Source organism: Pedobacter sp. D749 (genome assembly GCF_019317285.1).
In the GTDB taxonomy this organism is placed as follows: Bacteria; Bacteroidota; Bacteroidia; order Sphingobacteriales; family Sphingobacteriaceae; genus Pedobacter.
The window spans coordinates 1,188,555-1,211,983 of the sequence record NZ_CP079218.1; the positions used below are offsets into that span (position 1 = coordinate 1,188,555).

The 23,429-nt window shown below is 37.0% G+C and carries 13 protein-coding genes; 11 read left to right on the forward strand and 2 right to left on the reverse strand.

Going from position 1 to position 23,429, the window contains the following annotated elements:
• Positions 1 to 2,551: 2,551 nt before the first annotated feature.
• The 9 genes from KYH19_RS05000 to KYH19_RS05040 all read left to right on the forward strand — a co-directional run bounded on the left by KYH19_RS05000 (position 2,552) and on the right by KYH19_RS05040 (position 18,187).
• A complete protein-coding gene (locus KYH19_RS05000) occupies positions 2,552 to 3,370 on the forward strand; it encodes a hypothetical protein (RefSeq protein ID WP_219077805.1) in 819 nt (272 codons plus the stop codon).
• A 299-nt stretch (positions 3,371 to 3,669) separates the two neighbouring features.
• A complete protein-coding gene (locus KYH19_RS05005; protein ID WP_219077806.1) occupies positions 3,670 to 4,671 on the forward strand; it encodes a virulence RhuM family protein in 1,002 nt (333 codons plus the stop codon).
• A gap of 683 nt (positions 4,672 to 5,354) precedes the next feature.
• Positions 5,355 to 6,917 carry a class I SAM-dependent DNA methyltransferase gene (locus KYH19_RS05010; RefSeq protein ID WP_219077807.1) on the forward strand — a complete coding sequence of 521 codons (1,563 nt, stop codon included), beginning with the start codon at positions 5,355 to 5,357 and terminating at the stop codon, positions 6,915 to 6,917.
• Positions 6,901 to 8,103, forward strand: a complete 1,203-nt coding sequence (locus KYH19_RS05015) for a restriction endonuclease subunit S (protein WP_219077808.1) — start codon at positions 6,901 to 6,903, stop codon at positions 8,101 to 8,103. The genes KYH19_RS05010 and KYH19_RS05015 overlap by 17 nt, the downstream gene beginning before the upstream one ends.
• A 20-nt stretch (positions 8,104 to 8,123) precedes the next feature.
• A complete protein-coding gene (locus KYH19_RS05020; RefSeq protein WP_219077809.1) occupies positions 8,124 to 11,285 on the forward strand; it encodes a P-loop NTPase fold protein in 3,162 nt (1,053 codons plus the stop codon).
• A complete protein-coding gene (locus tag KYH19_RS05025) occupies positions 11,285 to 12,769 on the forward strand; it encodes an RNA-binding domain-containing protein (protein WP_219077810.1) in 1,485 nt (494 codons plus the stop codon). Before KYH19_RS05020 ends, KYH19_RS05025 begins: the two co-directional genes overlap by 1 nt.
• A gap of 1 nt (position 12,770) precedes the next feature.
• A complete protein-coding gene (locus KYH19_RS05030; protein WP_219077811.1) occupies positions 12,771 to 15,962 on the forward strand; it encodes a type I restriction endonuclease subunit R in 3,192 nt (1,063 codons plus the stop codon).
• A 45-nt stretch (positions 15,963 to 16,007) separates the two neighbouring features.
• Positions 16,008 to 17,234 carry a hypothetical protein gene (locus KYH19_RS05035; RefSeq protein ID WP_219077812.1) on the forward strand — a complete coding sequence of 409 codons (1,227 nt, stop codon included), beginning with the start codon at positions 16,008 to 16,010 and terminating at the stop codon, positions 17,232 to 17,234.
• Between the two features lie 77 nt (positions 17,235 to 17,311).
• A complete protein-coding gene (locus KYH19_RS05040) occupies positions 17,312 to 18,187 on the forward strand; it encodes a DUF3883 domain-containing protein (RefSeq protein ID WP_219077813.1) in 876 nt (291 codons plus the stop codon).
• Positions 18,188 to 18,487: 300 nt separating this feature from the next.
• Here the strand turns inward: KYH19_RS05040 and KYH19_RS05045 are convergent, their stop codons facing one another.
• Positions 18,488 to 18,730 carry a helix-turn-helix domain-containing protein gene (locus tag KYH19_RS05045; protein ID WP_219077814.1) on the reverse strand — a complete coding sequence of 81 codons (243 nt, stop codon included), beginning with the start codon at positions 18,728 to 18,730 and terminating at the stop codon, positions 18,488 to 18,490.
• Positions 18,731 to 19,049: 319 nt separating this feature from the next.
• Between KYH19_RS05045 and KYH19_RS05050 the strand changes: the two genes are divergently transcribed.
• Entirely contained in the window at positions 19,050 to 20,354 is a 1,305-nt protein-coding gene (locus KYH19_RS05050) for a hypothetical protein (RefSeq protein WP_219077815.1), read from the forward strand.
• A gap of 2,020 nt (positions 20,355 to 22,374) precedes the next feature.
• Here the strand turns inward: KYH19_RS05050 and KYH19_RS05055 are convergent.
• A complete protein-coding gene (locus KYH19_RS05055; protein ID WP_219077816.1) occupies positions 22,375 to 22,905 on the reverse strand; it encodes an NAD(P)H-dependent oxidoreductase in 531 nt (176 codons plus the stop codon).
• 99 nt (positions 22,906 to 23,004) lie between these two features.
• Here KYH19_RS05055 and KYH19_RS05060 point away from each other — a divergent pair, with 99 nt between their 5' ends.
• Positions 23,005 to 23,367 carry a helix-turn-helix domain-containing protein gene (locus tag KYH19_RS05060; RefSeq protein WP_219077817.1) on the forward strand — a complete coding sequence of 121 codons (363 nt, stop codon included), beginning with the start codon at positions 23,005 to 23,007 and terminating at the stop codon, positions 23,365 to 23,367.
• Positions 23,368 to 23,429: the final 62 nt, after the last annotated feature.

A 23,429-nucleotide genomic window follows, 5' to 3' on the forward strand; every position in this document is an offset into this window, starting at 1 on the left:
ATCGAAGATTCTTCACTTCGTTCAGAATGACAATTAAAAGGTTTTTCCCCTTTGCTCTGCCTTGCCTCGGTTAGCCACCGAAGGGCTTTTACTTTTTTTCAGTGTTGGTTTATGTTTTTATAGGCCTTCAAGCTTGCTTCGCAGGTTCCTTGATGAAAAAGTAACAAACCTGAGCGCAGCGAAAGCATGCCTGCCTAAAAAAACAACAACAAAAAGGCATAACTGAAAGGCTTGGATCTGATGTCGGATAAATTCGTCAAAGCTTTGAGGTCGTCAGCACAAGCCCCGATGAAGGATCGGGGAGGGCGTGCTGCCTCTGGGCTGTGGTAGGTTGAAGGGAGGTGCAAAAGCTTTAACGTTTTCTCCTTCCATCATATCCCAGGCCGGATAGCATGAAGCAGATAGCGCGGAGCAGAAACAGGCATCCGTAGATTTATTCCTCTGAAACTATGAGAGGAACTCCCCTCCTAATTTAGGAGGGGTTGGGGGTGGTTAGGATAATATTGTTCTTGCCCTTTTTCCAGGCTTGCCTTGTTATTTTCTGTCATCCTGAGGTACGAAGGATCTTTTGATCGAAGATTCTTCACTTCGTTCAGAATGACAATTAAAAGGTTTTTCCCCTTCGCGCAGTCTTGCCTCGGTTGGCCACCGAAGGGCTCTTTCTTTTCTCTTGATAGAAAAGAAACAAAAGATCAAGGCTTAGATCTGATGTTGGATAAATTCGTCAAAGCTTTGAGGTCGTCAGCACAAGCCCCCGATGAAGGATCGGGGAGGGCGTGCTGCCTCTGGGCTGTGGTAGGTTGAAAGGAGGTGCAAAAGCTTTAACGTTTTCTCCTTCCATCATATCCCAGGCCGTATAGCAGGGAGCAGATAGCATAATGCAGCGGATTAATCGCGTTATTTCAATCGCGATTAATTCATCCTACTTTTATTTTCCTTCGGGTTTTTGTCATCCTGAGCGTAGTCGAAGGATCCTTCCATCATTTCCCAGGCCGTATAGCGAGGTGCAGATAGAATGGAGCAGATCGCATGGAGCAGAGACAGGCATCCGTAGAATTATTCCTCTGAAACTATGAGGGGAACTCCCCTCCTGATTTAGGAGGGGCTGGGGGTGGTTAGGAAATAATATTGTTCTTGCCCTTTTTTCAGGCTTGCATTGTTATTTTCTGTCATCCTGAGGTACGAAGGATCTTTTGATTTAAAGATTCTTCACTTCGTTCAGAATGACAATTAAAGGTTTTTCCCCTTCGTCCGATCTTGCCTTAGCTACCGATGAAAAATCGGTACAGGCTCACCGCCAACAGAGATCTTACTTTTTTTTGGTTGTGTATATGTTATTATAGGCCTTCAAGCTGCTTTTCTGTTGGCTTGGCCCAAAAGAAATAAATCTGAGCGTTATTTCAATCGAGATCAATTCTTCATCGAATAGTTGTCGGATGACGGGTTGTTATGCGCAGAGCTGATTTTTGAACCATATAAGAAATGTAAGAACATTTTAGACACTTGGCTTATATGGCCCTTATATTTCTTATATGGTTGATTTTTTGGAAAGCAGGTTTTGTGATAGTCGGTTCCGGTAGTCCCGCTGTCCGTTTTATCCTGATGAAGAATCAGGATGCTCACTTCCATCGGGTTTAGTTTAATCAGGGCAGTGCTTTGAATGTACCATCACTTGATTTTAATGACCAGCAAGGCACCATGTATTGGCATGTTGGTGTGGATACTTTTTGTAAGAATACATTTGTCATCCTGAGGGTTAATTAATTGTTTAAAATCAATATGAGTGACGTATAATTGTCTTCTCTTGTCCCAGGGCTCGGTCTTGCCTCGGCTCGCCGCCGCCGAAGGGCTCTTTCTTTTTGGCATCAAAAAGAAACAAAAACTGCCGGCTGAAAATTTTTCTTTCGAAGCTAGTAGTTTGGCTTAGGCAGTGCAGCCCGAAAAATTTGTTAGGCCGGATTTAAATAGAACGGAGATATCGTGCTATGGCCTAGCTGGGTGGAAATACTATAGTAATTAAAGTTTTGATTAATAATAATTTGTAAAATAACGGCAATGGTAGCGCAGCGAAGGATCTTTAAATAGCCGTCTATATGGTCAATCCATCATCCGATAGGTATGAGATGCGAGGCTGGGGGCAGAGCGAATCAGCCTGTACCGATTTGTCGGTAAAGCAATCTTACAAATGGTTAATGCATAATTTTAAGTTTTGCCCCTTACCCAGACTTCTCCCACACAGCTATATACCAAAGTAACCCTTAGCTATGTTGCGCTTTACCTTTTATTTAGCTATTGTTAACCAGCCAACCGAAAGCGATGCAAACCTTTGATAACGCCGACCTTTACCATAGCTCCATTTCAACCGAAGCAAAGCCGAAGTTATAGTTAAGTTAGTGTACAGCAGGGGATAAGCAAGCCTGGCCGGAAGGTGGCTTAAACGTGGGGTAAATGTGGCGTGAAGGTGGGGTTTGGAATATTTTTTTTGGGATTTTTAAATCAGATTGATTAAATTGGATGATCATCCCTTTTGTTTAACCTAATATACTAAATTATGGCTAGCCAGAATGGAATTATCAAAATTAACGGACAACTGGGCGATCTTGTGTTTTACAAGCGTGGAAATACAGATGTTGTCAGACAAAAAGCTGCCCACAAACAGCAAACTGAAGCGAGCAAAAAAAGCAGTCGCGATTTTGGCACGGCCAGCAGAAATGCCGCTTATATCCGGAAAGCATTTGCCCCGCTGGTCAAACTTTATGCCTATGGCGATCTCCTCAATCGCCTGAACAAACGTTTTATCGAAATCTTTAAAACCATCCCGGCCGAACATGCAGGAAATAAAAAATTAATTGACGGTAACATCGCTTTGCTTAAAGGTTTCGAATTTAACAGCAGCAAAGCCCTGGAACAGTTGTGGCTTCGCGAAACGGTTTTGTGCATAGAACCCGATGGATTAGTAAAACTTATTCTGCCTAAGTGCGAACTTAAATCTCTCCTGAAACCGCATCCTAAAGCTACCGAAGCCCGGTTGCAGGTGATGGGCTTTCATTTCGAACTGGATGATCAGGGCGGCTACGAAATTATGGAAGTAAATGACCTGGTGATACCTTTAAGCGACAGCCATTTTTCGAAAACAGCCTTGACCTTGCAGCTGAATCACCAGGGGGATAAAGCCTTGATTTTCGCTATGGGCATTTCATTTTTTACTGATGCTGCCCGCTTTGCCGACCGGCGTTATTATGCTTGTAAAATTATTCACGCCCTGCATGTAAAGGATGGTATAATCGTCGATTTTGTGACTCAACCTAAAGTGGAAAAAGAGGTAGTAAAGCAAGAGGATAAGTTAAGCTGGGTGGTAGAGGAGGGGTGAGTTTGTTGTTATTTAGTCTCGGGTTTAATTAAAAATAGGTTAATTTACCCTTGTTTAGGGTACGTGAAACCGTATAGTATATTTAAAAAAAAATATCAAATTCGACGCTTGTTTTATCGATGGTATTTAGTTTAATCAATAAAAAAAAATGCTACTTTGTAGCCTTAAAATCATATAATGAATTACGGAACCCGCATAGCCTCTGTACATAGTGGAAGTAGTTTATTTACTGGTGATGCAGGTGGTGGCGAAATAACATCCGCAGGTATAGCACCGTGAAATTTTAAACCTTGCTTAATATGAATTCTGAATTAATTTTATACCAATCTGAAGATGGGCAAACTAAAATACAAACTCGTTTAGAAGATGAAACCGTTTGGCTTACGCAAGCACAGCTCATTGAGTTGTTTGGTAAAGCTAAATCTACCATTAGCGAACACATTAAAAATATTTTTGAGGAGGGTGAATTAGACGAACATTCAGTTGTTCGGAATTTCCGAACAACTGCTGCAGACGGAAAAGAGTACCAAACCAATCATTATAATCTCGATGTAATTATCTCTGTAGGCTATCGTGTAAAAAGCTTGCAGGGTACCAAATTTAGGCAATGGGCAACCGCCAGACTGAGAGAATATATTGTTAAAGGTTTTACCATGAACGATGAACTGCTGAAACAAGCAGGTGGTGGCGATTACTTTGATGAGTTATTGGCTCGCATTAGAGACATTCGTTCTTCTGAAAAAGTATTTTGGCGCAAGGTATTGGATGTGTATGCCACCAGTATAGATTACGACCCGAATACCGAAACCTCGCAAACCTTTTTTAAAACCATACAAAACAAAATGCATTGGGCAGCACACGGACAAACTGCTGCAGAAGTGGTTTATAGCAGAATTGATGCTGCAAAACCTTTTTTAGGCTTAACCAACTTTAAAGGCGTACAGCCTACCCAACAAGAAATTGCTGTAGCCAAAAATTACTTAAACGAGCAAGAACTCAATGTGCTTAACCGAATGGTAACGGCTTATTTGGAGGTAGCCGAATTACAAGCCTTAAACCGCAAACCCATGTACATGCAAGATTGGCTAAAACGAGTTGATGACTTTTTGCAAATGACGGGTAATGATATTTTAACCCATTCCGGTACGGTTAGCCACCAACAAGCTTTAAACAAAGCCAAAGAAGAATACACCAGCTATAAAGAAAGCCTGAAAAACGAACTCTCTAAAGTAGAGCAAGATTTTGTGCAGCATTTAGAACAAAAACATAAACAGCTTAAAAATAAGAATGATGGAAATTAAGCTGAAGAAATATGATGCTTATAAAGATTCTGGTGTGGAATAGTTAAGTTAAGCTGGGCGGTTGAGGAGAGTTGAATTTGAGAACTAAATCATTGCATTTAAGCCATTCTTTTTATGTTTACGGTTAACCGTATAAAATTGCGTATTGCATTAAATAGGTTTGGTGCAGTTAAATTTAAAACCAAATCTTATGGCCAGTTACCGATTAAATTTGAACCAGCAAGCCAATGGCGATTACGAGGTTCACAAGGATGATTGCATGTATTATCCTTCAGAAAATTACGATTACTTAGGGCTGTTTAGTTCTTGCACGCCGGCGGTTGATGAGGCAAAGAGGAAGCATCCGTATAAGAAAATTAACGGGTGTAAGAATTGTTCGAATCCTTGCCACACGAGTTAATTAGATTGTGATGGTGTTAAAGCAGCAGCGAAAAGTTGCTGCTTTAGTATCATTCCTGGTTTAAATAAGCCAAAATAGATTTTGATAGAGATTATCTCGTTTTTTGTTATGGTTCCTTATGACTACATTAGACAACTAAATAAATTATCGTGCACTCAAATTCTATCGTCCAAGATGTAGTTCTATTATTTAGGACTATAATTTTCCTTTTATCTTCTAACAATTTAGATTAACAATTAGGGTATTTGCTATTTTAGCAGAATAACTATTACTAATTTATAATATGGCCAAAATAGCAAAGCAGACTAAGAGTATAGAAGAGATTTTATGGGATTCTGCTAATAAATTACGAGGAACCGTTGAATCATCAGAATATAAACACGTTGTACTAGGCTTAATCTTTTTGAAGTTTGCCAGCGATAAGTTTGAAGAGCGTAGAGCGGAATTGAAAAAAGAAGGGAAAGAGAAATATCTGGAAATGAAGGAATTCTATAACATGAAGAATATCTTCTTTCTACCTGAAGAGTCTCGTTGGAGTACCGTAATCAAAAACTCGAAACAGAATGATATTGCCTTAATTATCGATACCGCTTTACACACCGTTGAAAAAAATAACCCTGCACTAAAAGGCGCATTGCCAGATAATTATTTCTCTCGTTTAAATATGGATGTGAGCAAGCTTTCTGCCCTGCTCGATACGATTAATAATATTGATACCCTAAAAGACAAACAACAAGACATAGTTGGGCGTGTGTATGAATATTTCTTAAGTAAGTTTGCCTTAGCCGAAGGAAAAGGGAAAGGCGAGTTCTATACCCCAAAATCTATTGTAAACCTCATTGCTGAAATGATTGAGCCTTACAAAGGTGTAATCTATGACCCTGCTTGTGGTTCTGGTGGTATGTTTGTACAGTCTATTAAATTTATAGAGAACCACCACGGCGATAAAAAGGAAATTTCTATTTACGGCCAAGAATATACGGCTACGACTTATAAATTAGCTAAAATGAATTTAGCTATACGTGGCATTGCTGCCAATTTAGGTGATGTACCTGCTGATACTTTTGGGCGTGACCAACACCCGGATCTAAAAGCCGACTACATTATGGCCAACCCGCCTTTTAACCAAAAAGATTGGCGGGCAAGCAATGAATTGGTAGACGACCCACGCTGGCGTGGGTATGAAGTGCCACCAACCAGCAATGCCAATTATGCCTGGATATTAAATATGGCGAGCAAGCTCTCTGAAAATGGAGTGGCTGGTTTTATCTTAGCCAATGGCGCTTTAAGTGGGGGCGGTGAAGAATACAAAATACGTAGAAAACTGATTGAAAATGATTTGGTAGAGGCCATTGTGATTCTGCCTCAGAATATGTTTTATACCACTAATATTAGTGTTACACTTTGGATTTTAAATAAAAACAAAAGAGAAAGAACATTATTAGTTAACGACGGCGTTAAGAATTATCGAAATCGTAAACATGAGATCTTATTTATGGATTTACGAGAAAGAGGTATCCCATTTGAAAAGAAATTTACACAGTTCTCTGCCGGAAATATTATAGAGATTACGCAAGCTTATCATAACTGGCAAAGCGATTTAAGTAGCTATCAAAATGTAGCTGAATTCTGTTATTCTGCCAGTAAGGAAGATGTGGTTGCTAAAGATTATTCATTGGTACCTAGTAAATACATCGAATTTGTAAATAGAGATGAAAATATAGATTTTGATGAAAAGATGAAGAGGTTGCAAGAAGAGTTTAAAACTTTATTGCAAACAGAAAAACAATCAAAAAAAGAGCTACTTGGTGTTTTTAAAGAATTAGGTTATGAGATCGAGTTATAGACCTATTGGAAATTACATCAGATTGGTTGATGAAAGAAACAATGGGTTACATACCACAAATTTATTAGGGGTAAGTATTTCGAAGCAATTTATAAAATCTGTTGCCAATGTTATTGGTACAGATATGGAGAATTATAAAATTATACGGAAAAATCAATTTGCTTGTAGCATTATGCAAGTCCGTAGAGATAGGAAAATGCCAGTTGCTTTATACACCAAAGATGAACCATCACTTATTTCACAAGCTTATCCTGTTTTCGAAATTATAAATGCAGAAGAACTTTTGCCCGAATATTTAATGATGTGGTTTACACGTTCTGAATTTGACCGTGAAGCTTGCTTTTATGCTGTTGGTGGAGTAAGAGGTAGTTTAGAATGGGAAGACTTTTGCAATATGCAGCTACCAATTCCATCTCCAGAAAAGCAGTTAGAAATTGTAAGAGAGTATAATGTAATTCAAAGCAGAATTAAACTTAATAACCAACTCATTGCCAAATTAGAAGAAACTGCCCAAGCCATTTATAAACAATGGTTTGTAGATTTTGAGTTTCATAATGAAAATGGTTTGCCTTATAAAAGTAGTGGTGGGGAAATGGTAGGAAGTGAGTTGGGGGAAATACCGAAGGGGTGGGATGTAGGCCGATTGGGTGATATTACTAAAATAATTATGGGGCAATCTCCAAAAGGAGATTCATATAATACTGAGGGAATTGGAACGCCTCTGGTCAATGGCCCTGTAGAATTTGGAGAATATTTTACAGAAAAAACTAAATGGACTACATCAGTTACAAAATTGTCTGAAATTGATGATCTAATAATTTGTGTTAGAGGAAGCACAACAGGGAGGTTTGTTAAGAGTGATGGTTTCTATTGTTTAGGGCGTGGAGTTTGTAGCTTAAGAGCATTCCATTCCCAAAGATTTGTCGACCAAGTTTATCAAAACAGTTTACAAAAACTTCTAGCACTAACTACAGGTTCTACATTTCCTAACTGGGACAGATTAACATTATCTAATTTTTTAATAATAATACCAAGTCGTGATTTAATGGAAGAATATGAGAAAAAGATAAGTTTGGTATTTGGCTTAATTGAATCTAAACACAAGGAAATTATTATTATCAATAATATTAAAAAAGTGTTGTTTGCGAAAATGACGAAAGTTGAATTTGAAAATGAATTTGCTTAAATAAAATAAACTAACGCTCGATGACAAAAATCAATAATCCCAAATTTTTAACGAACGCTCCTATTGGAGAAGACCTCTTTAAAAATAAATCACAAGATAAAATTGCTCAAATAATTAGTGAAAAAGTAATCAATGAATCAGATTTCAAAATAATTGGAATTGATGGCGAATGGGGTTCTGGAAAAAGCAATTTGGTAAAACTTATTCAAAGTAAACTGACAGATACTCATGTTTTTTTTATTTATGATGTATGGGGACATCAAGAAGACGAGCAACGAAAAGCCATTTTAGTTGAACTTACCGAGTTTATTAAAAATGAAGATAGTTTACTGAAAAAACATACAAAGGATTGGGATTCAAAATTAAAACAGCTTTTAGCAAACTCAAAGGAAACAACCACAATAAATCAGCCTTATTTAAGTATAGGCTTTATTTTTAGCCTATTATCGATTGTGTATATTCCAACGGTAAATGTTTTTAAGGATTCAATTAAAGATTTTTTTAAAATAGAATCTTTGTTTTGGAAACTAGTATTAGTAGCGTTTCCAATATTAATTGTCATTGGTATTTATATATACAATGTAATTGGAAATTGGTTTACTAAGAAAGGCTTTTGGAAATCGTTCAAGATATCTGCCGAAGAAACATTTCAAGTCTATACGAATAAGCAAAAAGAAGAAACTAAAATCGAAACAATTTCTGAGAATCAACCTTCGGTAAGAGATTTTCAAAAATGGATGAAAGAAATAGATTCAGACTTAGATAAGAAAGTGGTTATTGTCTTTGATAACTTTGACAGGCTTCCTAAAAAGCACATTCTTAATATTTGGTCCTCTATTCACATTTTTTTCGCGGAAAAAAAATATGATAATATCAAAGTCATCGTGCCTTTTGATCGAGAGCATGTCCAAAATGCTTTCAAGGAGTTAAATTCAACAGATAAGACTTTTGGTGATGACTATGTTAACAAGACTTTTGATATAGTTTTCCGAGTTACATTGCCAATTATGTCCGACTGGAAACAATTTTTCGAAAATCAATGGAAAAAAGCTTTTACGCAATTCGAAGAAGATGAGATGAAATTGGTAATTCAAGTTTACGAATTTCTAAATAGAAGAATAACCCCTAGAGAAATTATCTCATTTATTAATGAGATCCTAACAATAAAGCTGTTAGATGAGAAATTTAAAGAAAGATACATCTCGATTTTTGTATTAAGAAAAGACGAAATTTTAAAAGACCCACTAATTGCGATTACGAATCTTGATTATCTAATGGGATTAAAATCATTCTATCAAAATGATTCCGAATTTGCTAAGCAATTAACCGCTATTATTTACCACATTGAAATTGATAACGCATTAGAACTCATATATACTCAGGAACTACGCGATGTGTTAAATAAGAATGATGTTGAGCAATTTAACATTATTTGTAAATCAGAGTTTATCGACTCAATATTTAATTCTGCAATTTCCAGTATAGAACTTTTTGAAAATCCAATTAAGACGTTATCTCATTTAGAAAAAGAAACAAATCTTTCCCAATTACATATTGATCGGGCTTGGAATTTATTTTATTATAAGATTTTAAACAGCAAACGGCATATTGATAAACTAGAAGTGGAAGATTGGCAAGTGGTATTAATCAATAATCATCAGGACAATAAATATTTATTTGAATTATTGAAAGGGTATTCCGATATTTTAGATGAAACTAATTCCGTAGAATATGTTTCATTAATTGATCAATTGTTCAAAGAAATTAGTCAAGAAAAAGTAAGCCCACTTATACTTGAAAAAAATATTGCGTCCAAAAGTTTTGTTGAATTTATTGAAAATAAAGGGGATAATTATCAACCATATAAATTGGTTACTAATGGTCAAACACTGGATGAATATCTATCGAAATTAACTATAGATGTAATTCTTAAATTAAAGAATACAAGAGTTTTAACGAAAAATTATGTTTTACCTAAGTATAAAGTATTTCTTAAAACTAGTTTAAACACCTATATAAGTCAAAATAGTGTGGAATTAGCAAACGATGTAATGCTTAAGATTAAGGAGACCATTAAAAATAAGCAAGATTTAAAAGACACTTTAGATGATGCTAACATCTATACTTTATACACAAACAATTTATCATCTGAATTGCCAATAATAGATGAGTTGATTGCAATGAGAATTGCCAGAGCTAATTTATTTGAACCATCTTATCAAAGTTATTTTCAAGATACTCTAAACAATGAGAATGATGATAGATCGAAAAAAATTGCAAGAACTATTTTAAATTATATTTCCTATGATAATATATTATTAAAGGCAAAATATTTTAAAAGCTCTCCATTATTTAGGCAGACCATTTTGAGAATGTTTACAATGTCTGACCTAGGAAGAACAGCTGATATCACAAGTTTAATTGAAAAATATCAAGAACTAAAAACTAGTTTAGCTATTGTTGATGATAATTTATTGAAAGAATTCAATAAATGGGATATTGATAAATCTAAATTTGATATTGATAAATTAGACAATGAATTTATTGACGACTGTTATCAATACGATGAATTGAATATATCAAAATTGTTTTTGGAGAAATTTAACGAGGATTTCAAAGATTTAGAAGAAGCAGATTACGAGGTCGTCTTTGGAGATGGGAGCGACGTGCATTTTCGCTATTTTGAGAAGCTGAATTTGGACTCTTTAACCCAAACTTCACTTGATGTATTTGAAAAACAATTAATAGCTAAAATCAAAGAAGGTAGTGTTGGGGATCCATGGTGGAAGATACTTGAAGTGTACGATTCAAATAATCATACTATTTCGGTAGTTAATTGTTTGAAAAATATCAGAGATCAGTTCTTAAACTCCAATATGGAGTTAGACGTACAAACAGCTAAAGAAATTTTACCATATTTTCTAAAGCACGGATTGCTGAATCCAAATACTGAAGTTTTTCGAACTATCATTAAAAACAGTTTTCTGTCCGATGATGGCTTCGTTAATATACTTTTAAATCATATAGATTACATCAAATCTTTGTACCAAAATTCTGGGCAATCAGAAAAAGAAAGCTTTCGTAATATTGTTAATGAAAAACGAGATGCAAGTGAACTTTTAGAAAGTATGGCTAAGTCCATTGGAATCAGAAAATCTAAAGAAAAATCAGAAGATCAGTAATGTCCGAAACCAACCACGTAGAATACAAACAAGAACTTACCGATTCGCTAGAAAAGGAAGTGGTTGCTTTTTTAAATTATAAGGAAGGCGGTGTAATTTATATTGGTATTGATAATGCTGGTAAAACAACAGGGGTTTTAGATAGTGACGGCAAGCAGTTAAAAATAAAAGACCGCTTAAAACATAATATCTCTCCCTCTTGCTTAGGCTTGTTTGATGTAATTAGTGAGCATAAAGATGGATTGGATATTATTAAAATTATAGTAGCGAGTGGTAGTGAAAAGCCTTATTTTTTGAAGAAATATGGTATGACAGAGAAAGGGGCTTTTATCAGAATTGGTACGGCATCAGAGCCTATGCCTCAAAAAATGATTGATGCGCTGTTTGCCAGGCGTACAAGAAACTCCATCAGCAAAATTAAATCTAACCAACAAAATTTAAGTTTTGAGCAGTTAAAAATCTACTATGAGGGCGTAGGTAAAAGATTGAATAATAATTTTGCTGCCAATTTAGAGCTACTCATTGCAGATGAGCAATATAATTACGTGGCTTATTTAATTTCCGATAAAAACAGTACTTCCATAAAGTTAGCCCGGTACAATGGTTTAACCAGGGCTAATTTGGTAGAAAATAATGAGTATGGTTATGAATCTTTAATTAAAGCCACCAAACAGGTTTTAGATAAAATAGAGTTAGAAAATAAAACCATTACCCAAATCACTTCCAAAGCAAGAAAAGAAGCCAGGCTCTGGGATGCAATTGCGTTACGTGAGGCGATTATTAATGCATTTGTACATAATGATTACACAACCGAGGTACCACCAAAATTTGAGTTGTTTGATGATCCTATCGAAATCACTTCAACTGGTGGTTTACCGGATGGGTTGAGTCAGGATGAATTTTTCGAGGGCTTTTCGGTGCCAAGGAATAAGGAGATTATGCGGATTTATAAAGATTTGGATCTGGTAGAACAATTAGGCTCGGGTATTCCCCGCATTTTAGAAAGCTATTCAAAAGATTGTTTCAAATTTTCAGATAATTTCTTACGAATGTCTTTTCCTGTTAACGACCAAGCTAACGACCAAGCTAACGACCAAGCTAACGACCAAGCTAAAGCAAAAGACTTGATGGAACATCTGAAAACTAGTTTGGGTAGCCTGGGTACGGTAAAACGCGAGCTGATGGTTGAACTCAAAATGCCAACTGAAAAGCAGGTAGAAAAATATGCCAAGTTAGCAACGCAACTTACTGCAGAACAATTTGAAATCTTAAAGTTTTCGGGAAAGCCAAAATCAAATAAGGAAATTCAGGAAGACTGTTTAGGCTTAAAAAGGCATAACGACAACTTTAAACGATACATAGAACCTTTAATAAACTTGAAGTTATTAAACAGGACGTTGCCGAATGTTCCGAATAGCCCCCAACAAAAATATTATACAACAGAAATTGGCAATATCATATTGTTGATTAACGATTATAAATAGCATGAAATTTACCGAATCGCAATTAGAGCATGCATTTATTAACTTACTTGAAGATGAGAAAATGATTCATCAGGTAGGTAATGTAGTCCGTAAAGCCACTACAAATTTAGTTGAAGAACCTGTTGTAGTATATGGTAATATCGTTAGCGATAAAGTTCTAATTGATGAAGACTTAAAAGCCTACCTGCGTAGGCAGTATCAAGACGATGAGATTACAGAGAATGAAATTGAATCTATACTTAGGGATTTAGATCGTTTACCCTCTTCCGATTTGTACGAGAGCAATAAAATTTTTATGAAAATGGTTTCAGATGGTTTTTTGCTTAAACGGGAAGACCGGCTCAAAAAAGACATCTATATTCAACTGATAGATTATTCAGTATCAGATCGAAATACGTATAAAATTGTAAATCAATTGGCCATAAGAGGCTATGAGATGCGCATTCCAGATTTAATATTGTACATCAATGGTTTGCCATTAGTCGTGTTTGAATTTAAATCTGCAATTAAAGAAGATACCACCATACACAATGCCTATGAGCAACTAACGGTCCGTTATAAAAGAGACATACCCGAACTATTTAAATACAATGCATTTTGTGTGATTAGTGATGGAGTAAATACCAAGGCCGGTTCATTCTTTGCACCTTATGAGTTCTTTTACGCCTGGAGAAAAATTGAGGGAATGAAAACCGAGGTTGATGGTATTGATGCCATGTTTACGTTAATACAAGGGATGTTTAACCGAACCAGGTTAAGGGATATAATCCGCAATTTTATTTACCTGCCAGACAGTTCTAAGAAAAATGAAAAGATTGTTTGTCGTTATCCTCAATACTATGCTACAGTTAAGCTTTTCGAAAATATAAAGTTACACCAACGCCCTCATGGTGATGGAAAAGGTGGCACCTATTTCGGTACAACAGGTTGTGGTAAAAGCTATACCATGCTTTTTTTGAGTAGGCTGCTGATGAAAAGCACCTATTTTGGTAGCCCTACTATAATTTTAATTACGGATAGAACAGATTTAGATGATCAGCTCTCTGGTCAATTCACCAACGCTAAAGGTTTTATTGGTGATGAGACTGTTGTTAGCGTAGAAAGCAGGAGTAATTTAAGAGAACTATTGCAAGGCAGAAATAGCGGTGGTGTTTTCTTAACCACCATACACAAGTTTACGGAGGATACGAAACTACTTACCGATCGAACTAATGTGATTTGTATTTCCGATGAGGCGCACAGAAGTCAAACCAATTTAGATCAGAAAGTAAGTATCACTGAAAAAGGCGTTACTAAAACTTACGGCTTTGCGAAGTACTTACATGACTCCTTGCCAAATGCCACTTATGTTGGCTTTACAGGTACGCCAATTGATGCAACGATTGATGTATTTGGCGATATTGTTGATGCCTATACGATGACTGAATCGGTTAATGATGAAATTACGGTTAGGATAGTTTATGAAGGTCGTGCCGCAAAGGTTTTGCTTAATAACCATAAGCTCGAAGAAATAGAAGCTTATTATGCCCAATGTGCCGAGGATGGAAGTAATGAAAATCAGATAGAAGAAAGCAAAAAGGCAATGGCACAGATGAATGCCATTATAGGAGATCCGAAACGTTTACAAGCCATTGCCGAAGATTTTGTCCGCCATTATGAAAACAGAATTGTTGAGGGCGCTACAGTAAAAGGTAAAGCCATGTTTGTTTGTAGTAGTAGACAAATCGCTTTTGAGTTATACAAAAATATTTTAACCATACGTCCTGATTGGGCTGAAGTAAAAATTGCCGCAGATGATGTTGTGCTTTCGGAAAAAGAGCAGAAAGAAATTAAACCGATGGAACGCCTAAAAATGGTGATGACCAGAGGTAAGGATGATGATGAGGCATTATATAAGTTATTAGGCACAAAAGGCGATCGCAAAGAATTTGATCGTCAGTTTAAAAACGAAAAATCCAACTTTAAAATAGCCATTGTTGTTGATATGTGGCTCACAGGTTTCGATGTTCCGTTTTTAGATACCATGTATATTGACAAACCCATTCAAAGACACAATCTAATTCAAACCATTTCCCGGGTTAACCGGAAATTTGAAGGAAAAAATAAGGGTTTGGTTGTCGATTACATTGGAATCAAGAAGCAACTAAATTTAGCCTTAGCACAATATGGTAAAGGGGATTCGCAAAATATTGAAGATATTGAACAATCAATTGTAGTTGTAAAAGATCAACTTGACCTTTTGAATAAGCTGTTTCATAAATTCGATTCTTCAAAATATTTTCATGGAACACCGGTAGAACAACTTAAGTGTTTAAATGAGTCTGCCGAATTTGTGCAACTCACTCAAGAACTCGAAAAGCGTTTTATGTACATCGTAAAACGCTTAAAGTCTGCTTATGATATTTGTTCGGGTAGTGGTGTTTTCAAAGACGAAGAACGAGATTTAATTCATTTTTATTTAGCTATAAGAGCTATTATTTACAAGTTAACAAAGGGGGTGGCACCAGATGCGGCCCAAATGAATAATAAAGTCCGCCAGATGCTTCAAGATGCAATAGAAAGCGAAGGCGTTGAAGAGATATTTAAACTTGGAGATGATAATGAAACAGAAGTAGATATATTTTCCGAGGATTATATGGCAAAGATTGATAAAATAAAACTGCCTAATACCAAGATTAAATTATTGCAAAAACTACTGGCGAAAGCAATTGATGATATCAAAAAAATAAATAAAATTACCGGTATTGACTTTTCGAAGCGACTTCAGTTCATTGTAGATAAATACAACGAACGTAAAGAAAACGACGTTTTAAGAAGTGAAGTTTTAGAAGATTTTACAGACGAAATTATCGACTTGTATTACGCCCTTAAAAAGGAAAAAGATTCTTTCAAAGATCTGGGAATTGATTTCGAAGAAAAGGCATTTTACGATATATTAAAAGCCTTAGCCATTAAATACGATTTTGCCTATCCAGAGGATAAATTAATTCATTTAGCGCAAGAGGTAAAAGATGTGGTTGATGATAAAGCCAAATACACCGATTGGAGTAAAAGGGAAGACATTAAAGCAGAATTAAAAGTTGATTTAATCATCCTGCTAGCCGACAATGATTATCCGCCTATTGATCGGGATGAGGTTTATAAAGAGATTTTTGAGCAAGCGGAGAATTTTAAGAAGTATAATAGATATTGATAATCAATCATTCAAAACGACTAAATATAAAACAGCTCTCAACTAGTGAAAAAATCAGACGAAGATTTATTGAATGAGGAAACCTTAGTTACAATAGAACACCACAACAAAAAAAATAAAACCATTCTATTCGATTTTCTAGATTCGAAGCATTTTAATCGATTCATGGAAAATTATGATTCTCCATTTGAAAACCCCAATGATGCTTCAATGGTTATGTTTTATAATTTTAATTTTAGCAAAAAATTTCAATTAGGTGTTTATTACAATGTCAAGAAATCAATATCTGAACTTTTAATTGAGGCTGAATTAGTGAGTGATTCAGATGTTATCTTATTTAAAATCAATGTTAAGGGGCGTGATATTAGAGAGTTTATAGTTGCAAGTAATGTAAGTGCAAAATACATATATGAAGACATTAATGATGGTCAGAACGTAAACAATACCCCCGAAAAACCATTCCTTGCTTTAGCCGATGGTTTATCAGAAAGAATGCTGATTGTAAAATGTGTAGGACAAGGTAGCTGGAATGAGTTTTCTTTTAGTGGGGATGTTAAAGTTGTTTATGATATTGGTACTTCCTATTCACATAATAGACAAACTGTTAAAAAATTGATGAACTTACGTGACAATGACTACCAAAAATCAAATCCTATTATAGTTATTTCTCATTGGGACGTAGATCATTATCATATGCTTTTGGAGGCCGAAGATCAAACCATCAAGTCTGTAAAGGCTTTTATCTATAGGTCTTTAGTACCAAATAAAACTTCCAGGAAGTTACTTGATAGATTCAAGGTATTAAATCCATCTGCATTATTTCCTGTCCAGGAGGAGATCCCAATTGGAGGAAAAACATCAGATAAGTTAGTGAAAATATTTGGCGACAGATATGGTTTTTTTATTTTCAATGGATCAAAAAACAGAGATCGCAACAAGGCTGGATTACTAATTGCATTAAAGACTCGGACTCAAGTAATTGTTTTAGGTGCCGATTTCTATTATGAACAAATTAATAAATATGTTTTACCTAATTTTTATTATAAACATAATCATTACCTTATTGTTCCTCACCATGGTGGTGAAGCTGGTAAATTTATTTATGAAAATTTAAATTCTATTTGCAAAGATGCAATAATTTCTGTTGGAGGAATGTATTCTTATACTCATCCACTATACGTTGTTAAAGAAGAGTTAAGAAATAAAAAGTTTAGACTCATTAATTTTAAAGGAAAAGATTCCCCTTTTCAATACGAATTGATTTTACATTAATCAAGCAAATACTTATACTGAAGTTAGGGTGATCTGATTACTCTACTATTTAAATTTCCTGTAAAAATAAAAAAAATATGGATAATGAGCTTAGAATAAAATTAATTGAACTGGCCCGAAATCGAAGAAAGATTGGTTATGGTAATATAATGAGTGAATATGGATTAAATGCTAATGATCGGGATCATGTCAATGTTTTTGCTGAAAAGATTGGTGATATTTCAGAACATGAACATACTTTCGATCGGCCAATGCTTAGTTCTCTTGTAATGCATTCCGATTTACAAACCATAGGAGTCGGTTTTTATCCACTCGCCGAAAAACTTAATCATGGCGATAGTGAATATCTTAAGAGAACTTATTTCGAGCGAGTAATGCATGAAAAATGCTTTAAATGCTGGGCAGAAGATGAACTTTATTACAATGAAACTGGCGAGAAAAAACCATCGAAACCTGTCGATCCTTACAGTCTAATTTTAAATGAGAAAATGCCTGAAGGTTTTGAAAACTCTCCTGTGAGGACCTTTGATTTTAAAGGCTCACAAATTGATTGGTTAGCGAAACAAAAGAATGATCAAGAACTTGGTTTACTCGGAGAAGAGCTGGTAATCGAATATGAGAAAAGAGTGCTATATGATAATGGTTGCCATGATTTGATAGAGCAAGTTATAAAAGTTGCTGATGGAAATGGTTTTGATATACTATCAAAAGAATTAGATGGATGTGATAAGTTTATAGAGGTTAAAACTACTAAAGGAAATCAAAACACTCCATTTAAAATTACAATAAACGAAATCAAATTTTCGGAGGTGAATTCAGATAAATACTATTTATATCGCCTATATGATTTTAATGTGGAAAGTAAACAGGCTGAATTTAATGAATATCAAGGTGATCTAAATAAGCATTTCTTTTTTGATCCAAGTATATTTGACGCATTTAATAAAAAGTAAGGAACAAGTTTTTATACTGATTTAAACATTTGTTACCTGCTCTTCAATATTTCCACTTTCTCCCTTTCACTTGCCAACAATCTTTCGTAAAATTCTTTGTTAGCATCTAATGCTTGCACTAACTTGTCTAAAGGATTGAATGTAGGCTGAATATTTATTACATTGATTGTGGAGTTGTCGTTACTTGTAGATGTATTCGGAATATTTCTTGATCGCTTCCTCCCAATGCCTTAGCCACTTTTTCTAAAGTGCTATCTTCAATTTCTGCACTTTCCTGAACCAGTTTGCTTTAATGGCTTGTTATTTTTCTGTTAATTTAGAAAAATCTAGTAATTCATCAACACTTACGTCTAACGCTTTTGCCAAATTTACTAAAATATAAGCAGTTGGATTAGCTCCTTGCTTTTCGTATCTGTTTATGAACTGTTTGTCTTTTCCATCAAGAATAGCAGCTAGTTCAGTTTGTTCTAATTTTTTAGCAACTCTAAGTTGTAGTATTCGTTTGCCTAGGTTTTTCCTAAAGGTTTTAACTTCGTCGTTCATATCGCAAACTCACGAAATAATACAGATTTTGGTCAACAAATTTGTTTACTATTAATGTTTTATTTATATTCGAATATTATAATTAGGTACTAATAAAAGTCTTGCAACCACAGAATCTGACGCCGTTGAAGCAAGACAGCAGATTAATGCCCATATCTATGCGTAGATGTATATATTTGTACATCGAAATAGATGTGGGACTGCTGTAAATCCATTTCAACGTAAGGCGTCAGAAACTTTGATGTGGTTATGGTAAGCAGTCCCACATTTATTATTTAGGGACTTTGCTTCCCAGCAAGACTCGTAAAACCATACGAGTATGATGACTAAACACATTACCATTGCAGGGAAACCGCTTTCGCGGTTTTACAAACTGCCTTTTGAAAAAGGGAGCAGGGTGTTAAGGTTAGCGGTGCTGGATCAGATCGCTATCGGATTGCATAGCACATTTAGCGTAGGTAAAAAAACTGAGCCGTTGGCCATACAATCGCTTTCTTTTGATCAGGGTTTGTTAATCGTTAACATTAAATTGGAAGGGGAAGAAGCAAGGGTTTATATTGGGGTAGAGTATGATTGCCTGTTGGTGAGCTGTAGTGTTGATACGGATGAAACCTACCTTGGACGTTATGCTTACCTTACTTTGCGGGCCATGATGCGGAGCGGTTACTGCGATTTTAAGGAATATTACTGGCCGGCATGTTTTGCTTTGGGTAACAAGCGTTCCGGATATGTAGATGTGGTTAAAAAACCTGGCGGTTTTACTATTACATTGAAGAAAAAGTTTAGCGGTTTGTTTAGGCCTGGTGATGATTTGCCGGATGTTACGGAACGGGTGGTAGTACCGCTTGAAAGGCTGTCGGGTAAACATGCGATGGCACGGTTGGCACCGGTTAGCATTGGCTATTGTTTTGCCAATACCGATCTGCAGCATTTCCACAGCAACCATTATCCTTTTTTAATTCCTTATGTTTTTGCGGCCACGGCTTACCTTAAAACGGTTAAATCTTTTAAACGTTTCGGGTTTAATACGAATGATGTGGAGGGCATTAGCCTATCGCCGCAACAGGAGGAGCTGAACGGCATCTGTTTCGCCATGAAACCGCTAGCGGCCATACGTTTTAGTGCATACGCTGCGCTACCCGAAGCCGTAGCTGAAATTAGCAGGATTAATGAGGCTAATCAACTCGAAATTTTTAAGCTATGGAACAAGGCTTTACCGTTATTGGTACAGCAACCTTTTACGCATTACCTATATACTTATGGCATGCGGAATGTTGCGGGCAAGCCAGTAAGAAAGGATATGAAACTGGCTTTTTTCTCGATGGATATTCCTGTTTTAAGCTTTGTGTTAAGGGATAAGGGTGGTTATTTTGAACTGCAGCTTAGGCTTAAGGTGAAAGGGAAGCTGTTGAAGTTGAGTAGCGATAGTATTGGGCTGTTTTTGGTTTGCGATCGGGTTAAAACGTATTTGTGGTATTTGCTTGAGGCAGAAATGGATTATAAACTAGTTTGGTTTTTTAGCAGGGTGAATTTTAGGGTACAGGTACCAAAAGGGTATTATAAGGAGTTTTTTGAGGGGTTTGTTGAGGGGATAGAGCGGTGGTATGAGGTTAAGAGGGGGTAAGGGGGTAATTACTAATACAGTCGTCATTGCCGCGCAGGCGGGAATCTTAATGCAATCGCTATTTCCTTGCCCAGGCTCGGGCTTGCCTCGGTTAGCCACCGAAGGGCTTTTACTTTTTCCTTGATGAAAAAGTAACAAAAAATCAAGGCTTGCATCCTTTCTTGTAAAAACCTACGGAAATCTTGATAGCGGCAGTATCGAGGCTCTTACCCTTGCTTATCCCTGCGCTCCCGCTTTGATCCTGCCTTGGGCTGTGGGGTTATGAGGGGGACTGCAAAGATTTCCGTGCTTTTTCCGGCGAAAATCTGCGAGGCCGGATAGCAGGGAGCAAATAGCATGGTGCAGTAATTTGTTTTTAGTTCTTTCCCTTTCAGGGGAAAGGTGCCGATAGGCGGATAGGGGTTTAAGGCGCTCGCTATAATACGGTCGTCATTCCCGCGCAGGCGGGAATCTTAATGCAATCGCTATTTTCTTGCCCAGGCTCGGGCTTGCCTCGGCTCACCGCCGCCGAGGGGCTCTTTCTTTTCTCTTGATAGAAAAGAAACAAAAGATCAAGGCTTGCATCCTTTCTTGTAAAAACCTACGGAAATCTTAATTGCGGCAGCATTGAGGCTCTTACCCTTACTTATTCCCACCGCTCCCGCTTTGATCCCGCCTTAGGTTGTGGGGTTATGATGAGGAGGTGCAAAGATTTCCGTGCTTTTTCCGGCGAAAATCTGCCAGGCCGGATAGCAGGGTGCAGATAGCGAGGGGGCCTATTGCAGGGTGCGATAATTTGTTTTTTAGTCCTTTCCCTTTCAGGGGAAAGGTGCCGATAGGCGGATAGGGGTTTAAGGCGCTCGCTATAGTACGGTCGTCATTCTCGCGCATGCGGGAATCTTAATGCAATCGCTATTTTCTTGCCCAGGCTCGGGCTTGCCTCGGTTAGCCACCGAAGAGCTCTTACCTTTTTCTTGATAAAAAGGTAACCAAAAATCAAGGCTTGCATCCTTTCTTGTAAAAACCTACGGAAATCTTGATAGCGGCAGCATCGAGGCTCTCACCCTTGCTTATTCCCAACGCTCCCGCTTTGATCCTGCCTTGGGCTGTGGGGTTATGAGGGGGACTGCAAGATTTCCGTGCTTTTCCCGGCGAAAATCTGCGAGGCCGGATAGCAGGGAGCAGATAGCGAAGTGCATATTGCAGGGTGCGATAATTTGTTTTTTAGTTCTTTCCCTTTCAGGGGAAAGGTGCCGATAGGCGGATAGGGGTTTAAGGCGCTCGCTATAGTACGGTCGTCATTCTCGCGCATGCGGGAATCTTAATGCAATCGCTATTTTCTTGCCCAGGCTCGGGCTTGCCTCGGTTAGCCACCGAAGAGCTCTTACCTTTTTCTTGATAAAAAGGTAACCAAAAATCAAGGCTTGCATCCTTTCTTGTAAAAACCTACGAAAATCTTGATTGCGGCAGCATCGAGGCTCTTACCCTTGCTTATTCCCAACGCTCCCGCTTTGATCCTGCCTTAGGCTGTGGTGTTATGATGGGGAGGTACAAAGATTTCCGTGCTTTTTCCGGCGAAAACCTGCCAGGCCGGATAGCAGGGCGCAAATAGCATGGTGCAGTAATTTGTTTTTAGTTCTTTCCCTTTCAGGGGAAAGGTGCCGATAGGCGGATAGGGGCTTAGGGCGCTTGAAAGTAAGCGAAAACACAGTTCAAAGATTTCTCCATTCCGCTGCGCTCCAGTCGAAATGACGACTGATTTTTTCTAAGAAATTTGCCAGGCCGGATTGCAGGATGTAGATCGCATGGAGTAGAGAAAAGCATCCATAGATTGATCCCTTTGAAACTATGAGGGGAACTCCCCTCCTAATTTAGGAGGGGTGGGGGTGGTTATGAGGAGGATTTTCTTTAGTCCTTTCCCTTAGGGTAAAAGTGCCGATAGACGAATAGGGGTTTAAGGTGCTAAAAGGTAACGCTTGTATTTCGCGTTCTTTGCGGTTCCTCTCTGCGTTCTTTGCGGTTAAATATTCGCTTTATCCTCTTACAACGAATCTAAAAAATCTAAATACAATGGAACGCTTGCTTCTATCCACTCTTCCGATGGGTTATTGTCTATTCCATAATAAGCAAACAGGGGTTGGTAATCGGCTTTTACATATTGAAAAGAAAGTTCGAACGGACGGGTTAATTCTGCTAATGTATATTTATACTTTTCTGATGGGCGCAGTTCGTGTTTTTCAACGCCCAATGAAATGGCCAGGGCGATTTTCTTGTCAGCTAATTTATACCCACTTTTGCTGCCATAGGCCCAGCCATGAGTGAGAACCTCATCCATCCATTTTTTTAAAAGTGCAGGACAATTGAACCAATAATAGGGGAATTGGAATACAATTTTATCATACTGTTCAACCAGTTTTTGTTCTGCTGATACATCAATATGTTCGTCAGGATAGGCCTCATGCAGTTGATGGACCAGATATTTGTCGGGGTATTTATTTAATTCTTCAATCCACCTTTTGTTAATTACGGAACTTTTAATATCGGGATGTGTGACGACGATCAATGTTTTCATTTTTACAGATTTTGATGATTATAAAGCACAAAAATAGATGCATAACCGCTTAATTTGTACATTAGCCACCAATTGTAAGGTACTATAAAAAATGTAAGTATGTCTAAAATCAAGGAAACCTCTACCAACTATGCCAATAAACAAGCTTTAGCTGATGAGTGTTTAGAAGTTTATACGGCCAACATTATCGGCGGCCAATGGGCTTTGGTGATCTGTTCGTGGTTAATGAATGGTAAACTCAGATTTGGAGAGTTAAGAAAAAATTTACCTAACATTACCGAGCGCATGCTCACCTTACAGCTCCGTAAATTAGAAGCAGCTAAAATTGTTAAGCGAACCGTTTACGCTGAAGTTCCGCCACGGGTGGAATATGAACTAACTGCCATTGGCCTTGAATTGAGGCCGATTATTAATGCACTCGAAAGTTGGGGTGTAAAACATAAAAATTTGTTAGGGGAGTAGCTAGCCTGGTTGTCATCTTGAGGTACGAAGGATCTTTTTATAACTGACCATTAAGATCATTT

What these genes read in the sequence shown, in the direction of transcription:
- KYH19_RS05000 (WP_219077805.1), top strand. Translation starts at nt 2,552, where the DNA reads ATGGCTAGCCAGAATGGAATTATCAAAATTAACGGACAACTGGGCGAT.
- KYH19_RS05005 (WP_219077806.1), top strand. Translation starts at nt 3,670, where the DNA reads ATGAATTCTGAATTAATTTTATACCAATCTGAAGATGGGCAAACTAAA.
- KYH19_RS05010 (WP_219077807.1), top strand. Translation starts at nt 5,355, where the DNA reads ATGGCCAAAATAGCAAAGCAGACTAAGAGTATAGAAGAGATTTTATGG.
- KYH19_RS05015 (WP_219077808.1), top strand. Translation starts at nt 6,901, where the DNA reads ATGAGATCGAGTTATAGACCTATTGGAAATTACATCAGATTGGTTGAT.
- KYH19_RS05020 (WP_219077809.1), top strand. Translation starts at nt 8,124, where the DNA reads ATGACAAAAATCAATAATCCCAAATTTTTAACGAACGCTCCTATTGGA.
- KYH19_RS05025 (WP_219077810.1), top strand. Translation starts at nt 11,285, where the DNA reads ATGTCCGAAACCAACCACGTAGAATACAAACAAGAACTTACCGATTCG.
- KYH19_RS05030 (WP_219077811.1), top strand. Translation starts at nt 12,771, where the DNA reads ATGAAATTTACCGAATCGCAATTAGAGCATGCATTTATTAACTTACTT.
- KYH19_RS05040 (WP_219077813.1), top strand. Translation starts at nt 17,312, where the DNA reads ATGGATAATGAGCTTAGAATAAAATTAATTGAACTGGCCCGAAATCGA.
- KYH19_RS05045 (WP_219077814.1), bottom strand. Translation starts at nt 18,730, where the DNA reads ATGAACGACGAAGTTAAAACCTTTAGGAAAAACCTAGGCAAACGAATA.
- KYH19_RS05050 (WP_219077815.1), top strand. Translation starts at nt 19,050, where the DNA reads ATGATGACTAAACACATTACCATTGCAGGGAAACCGCTTTCGCGGTTT.
- KYH19_RS05055 (WP_219077816.1), bottom strand. Translation starts at nt 22,905, where the DNA reads ATGAAAACATTGATCGTCGTCACACATCCCGATATTAAAAGTTCCGTA.
- KYH19_RS05060 (WP_219077817.1), top strand. Translation starts at nt 23,005, where the DNA reads ATGTCTAAAATCAAGGAAACCTCTACCAACTATGCCAATAAACAAGCT.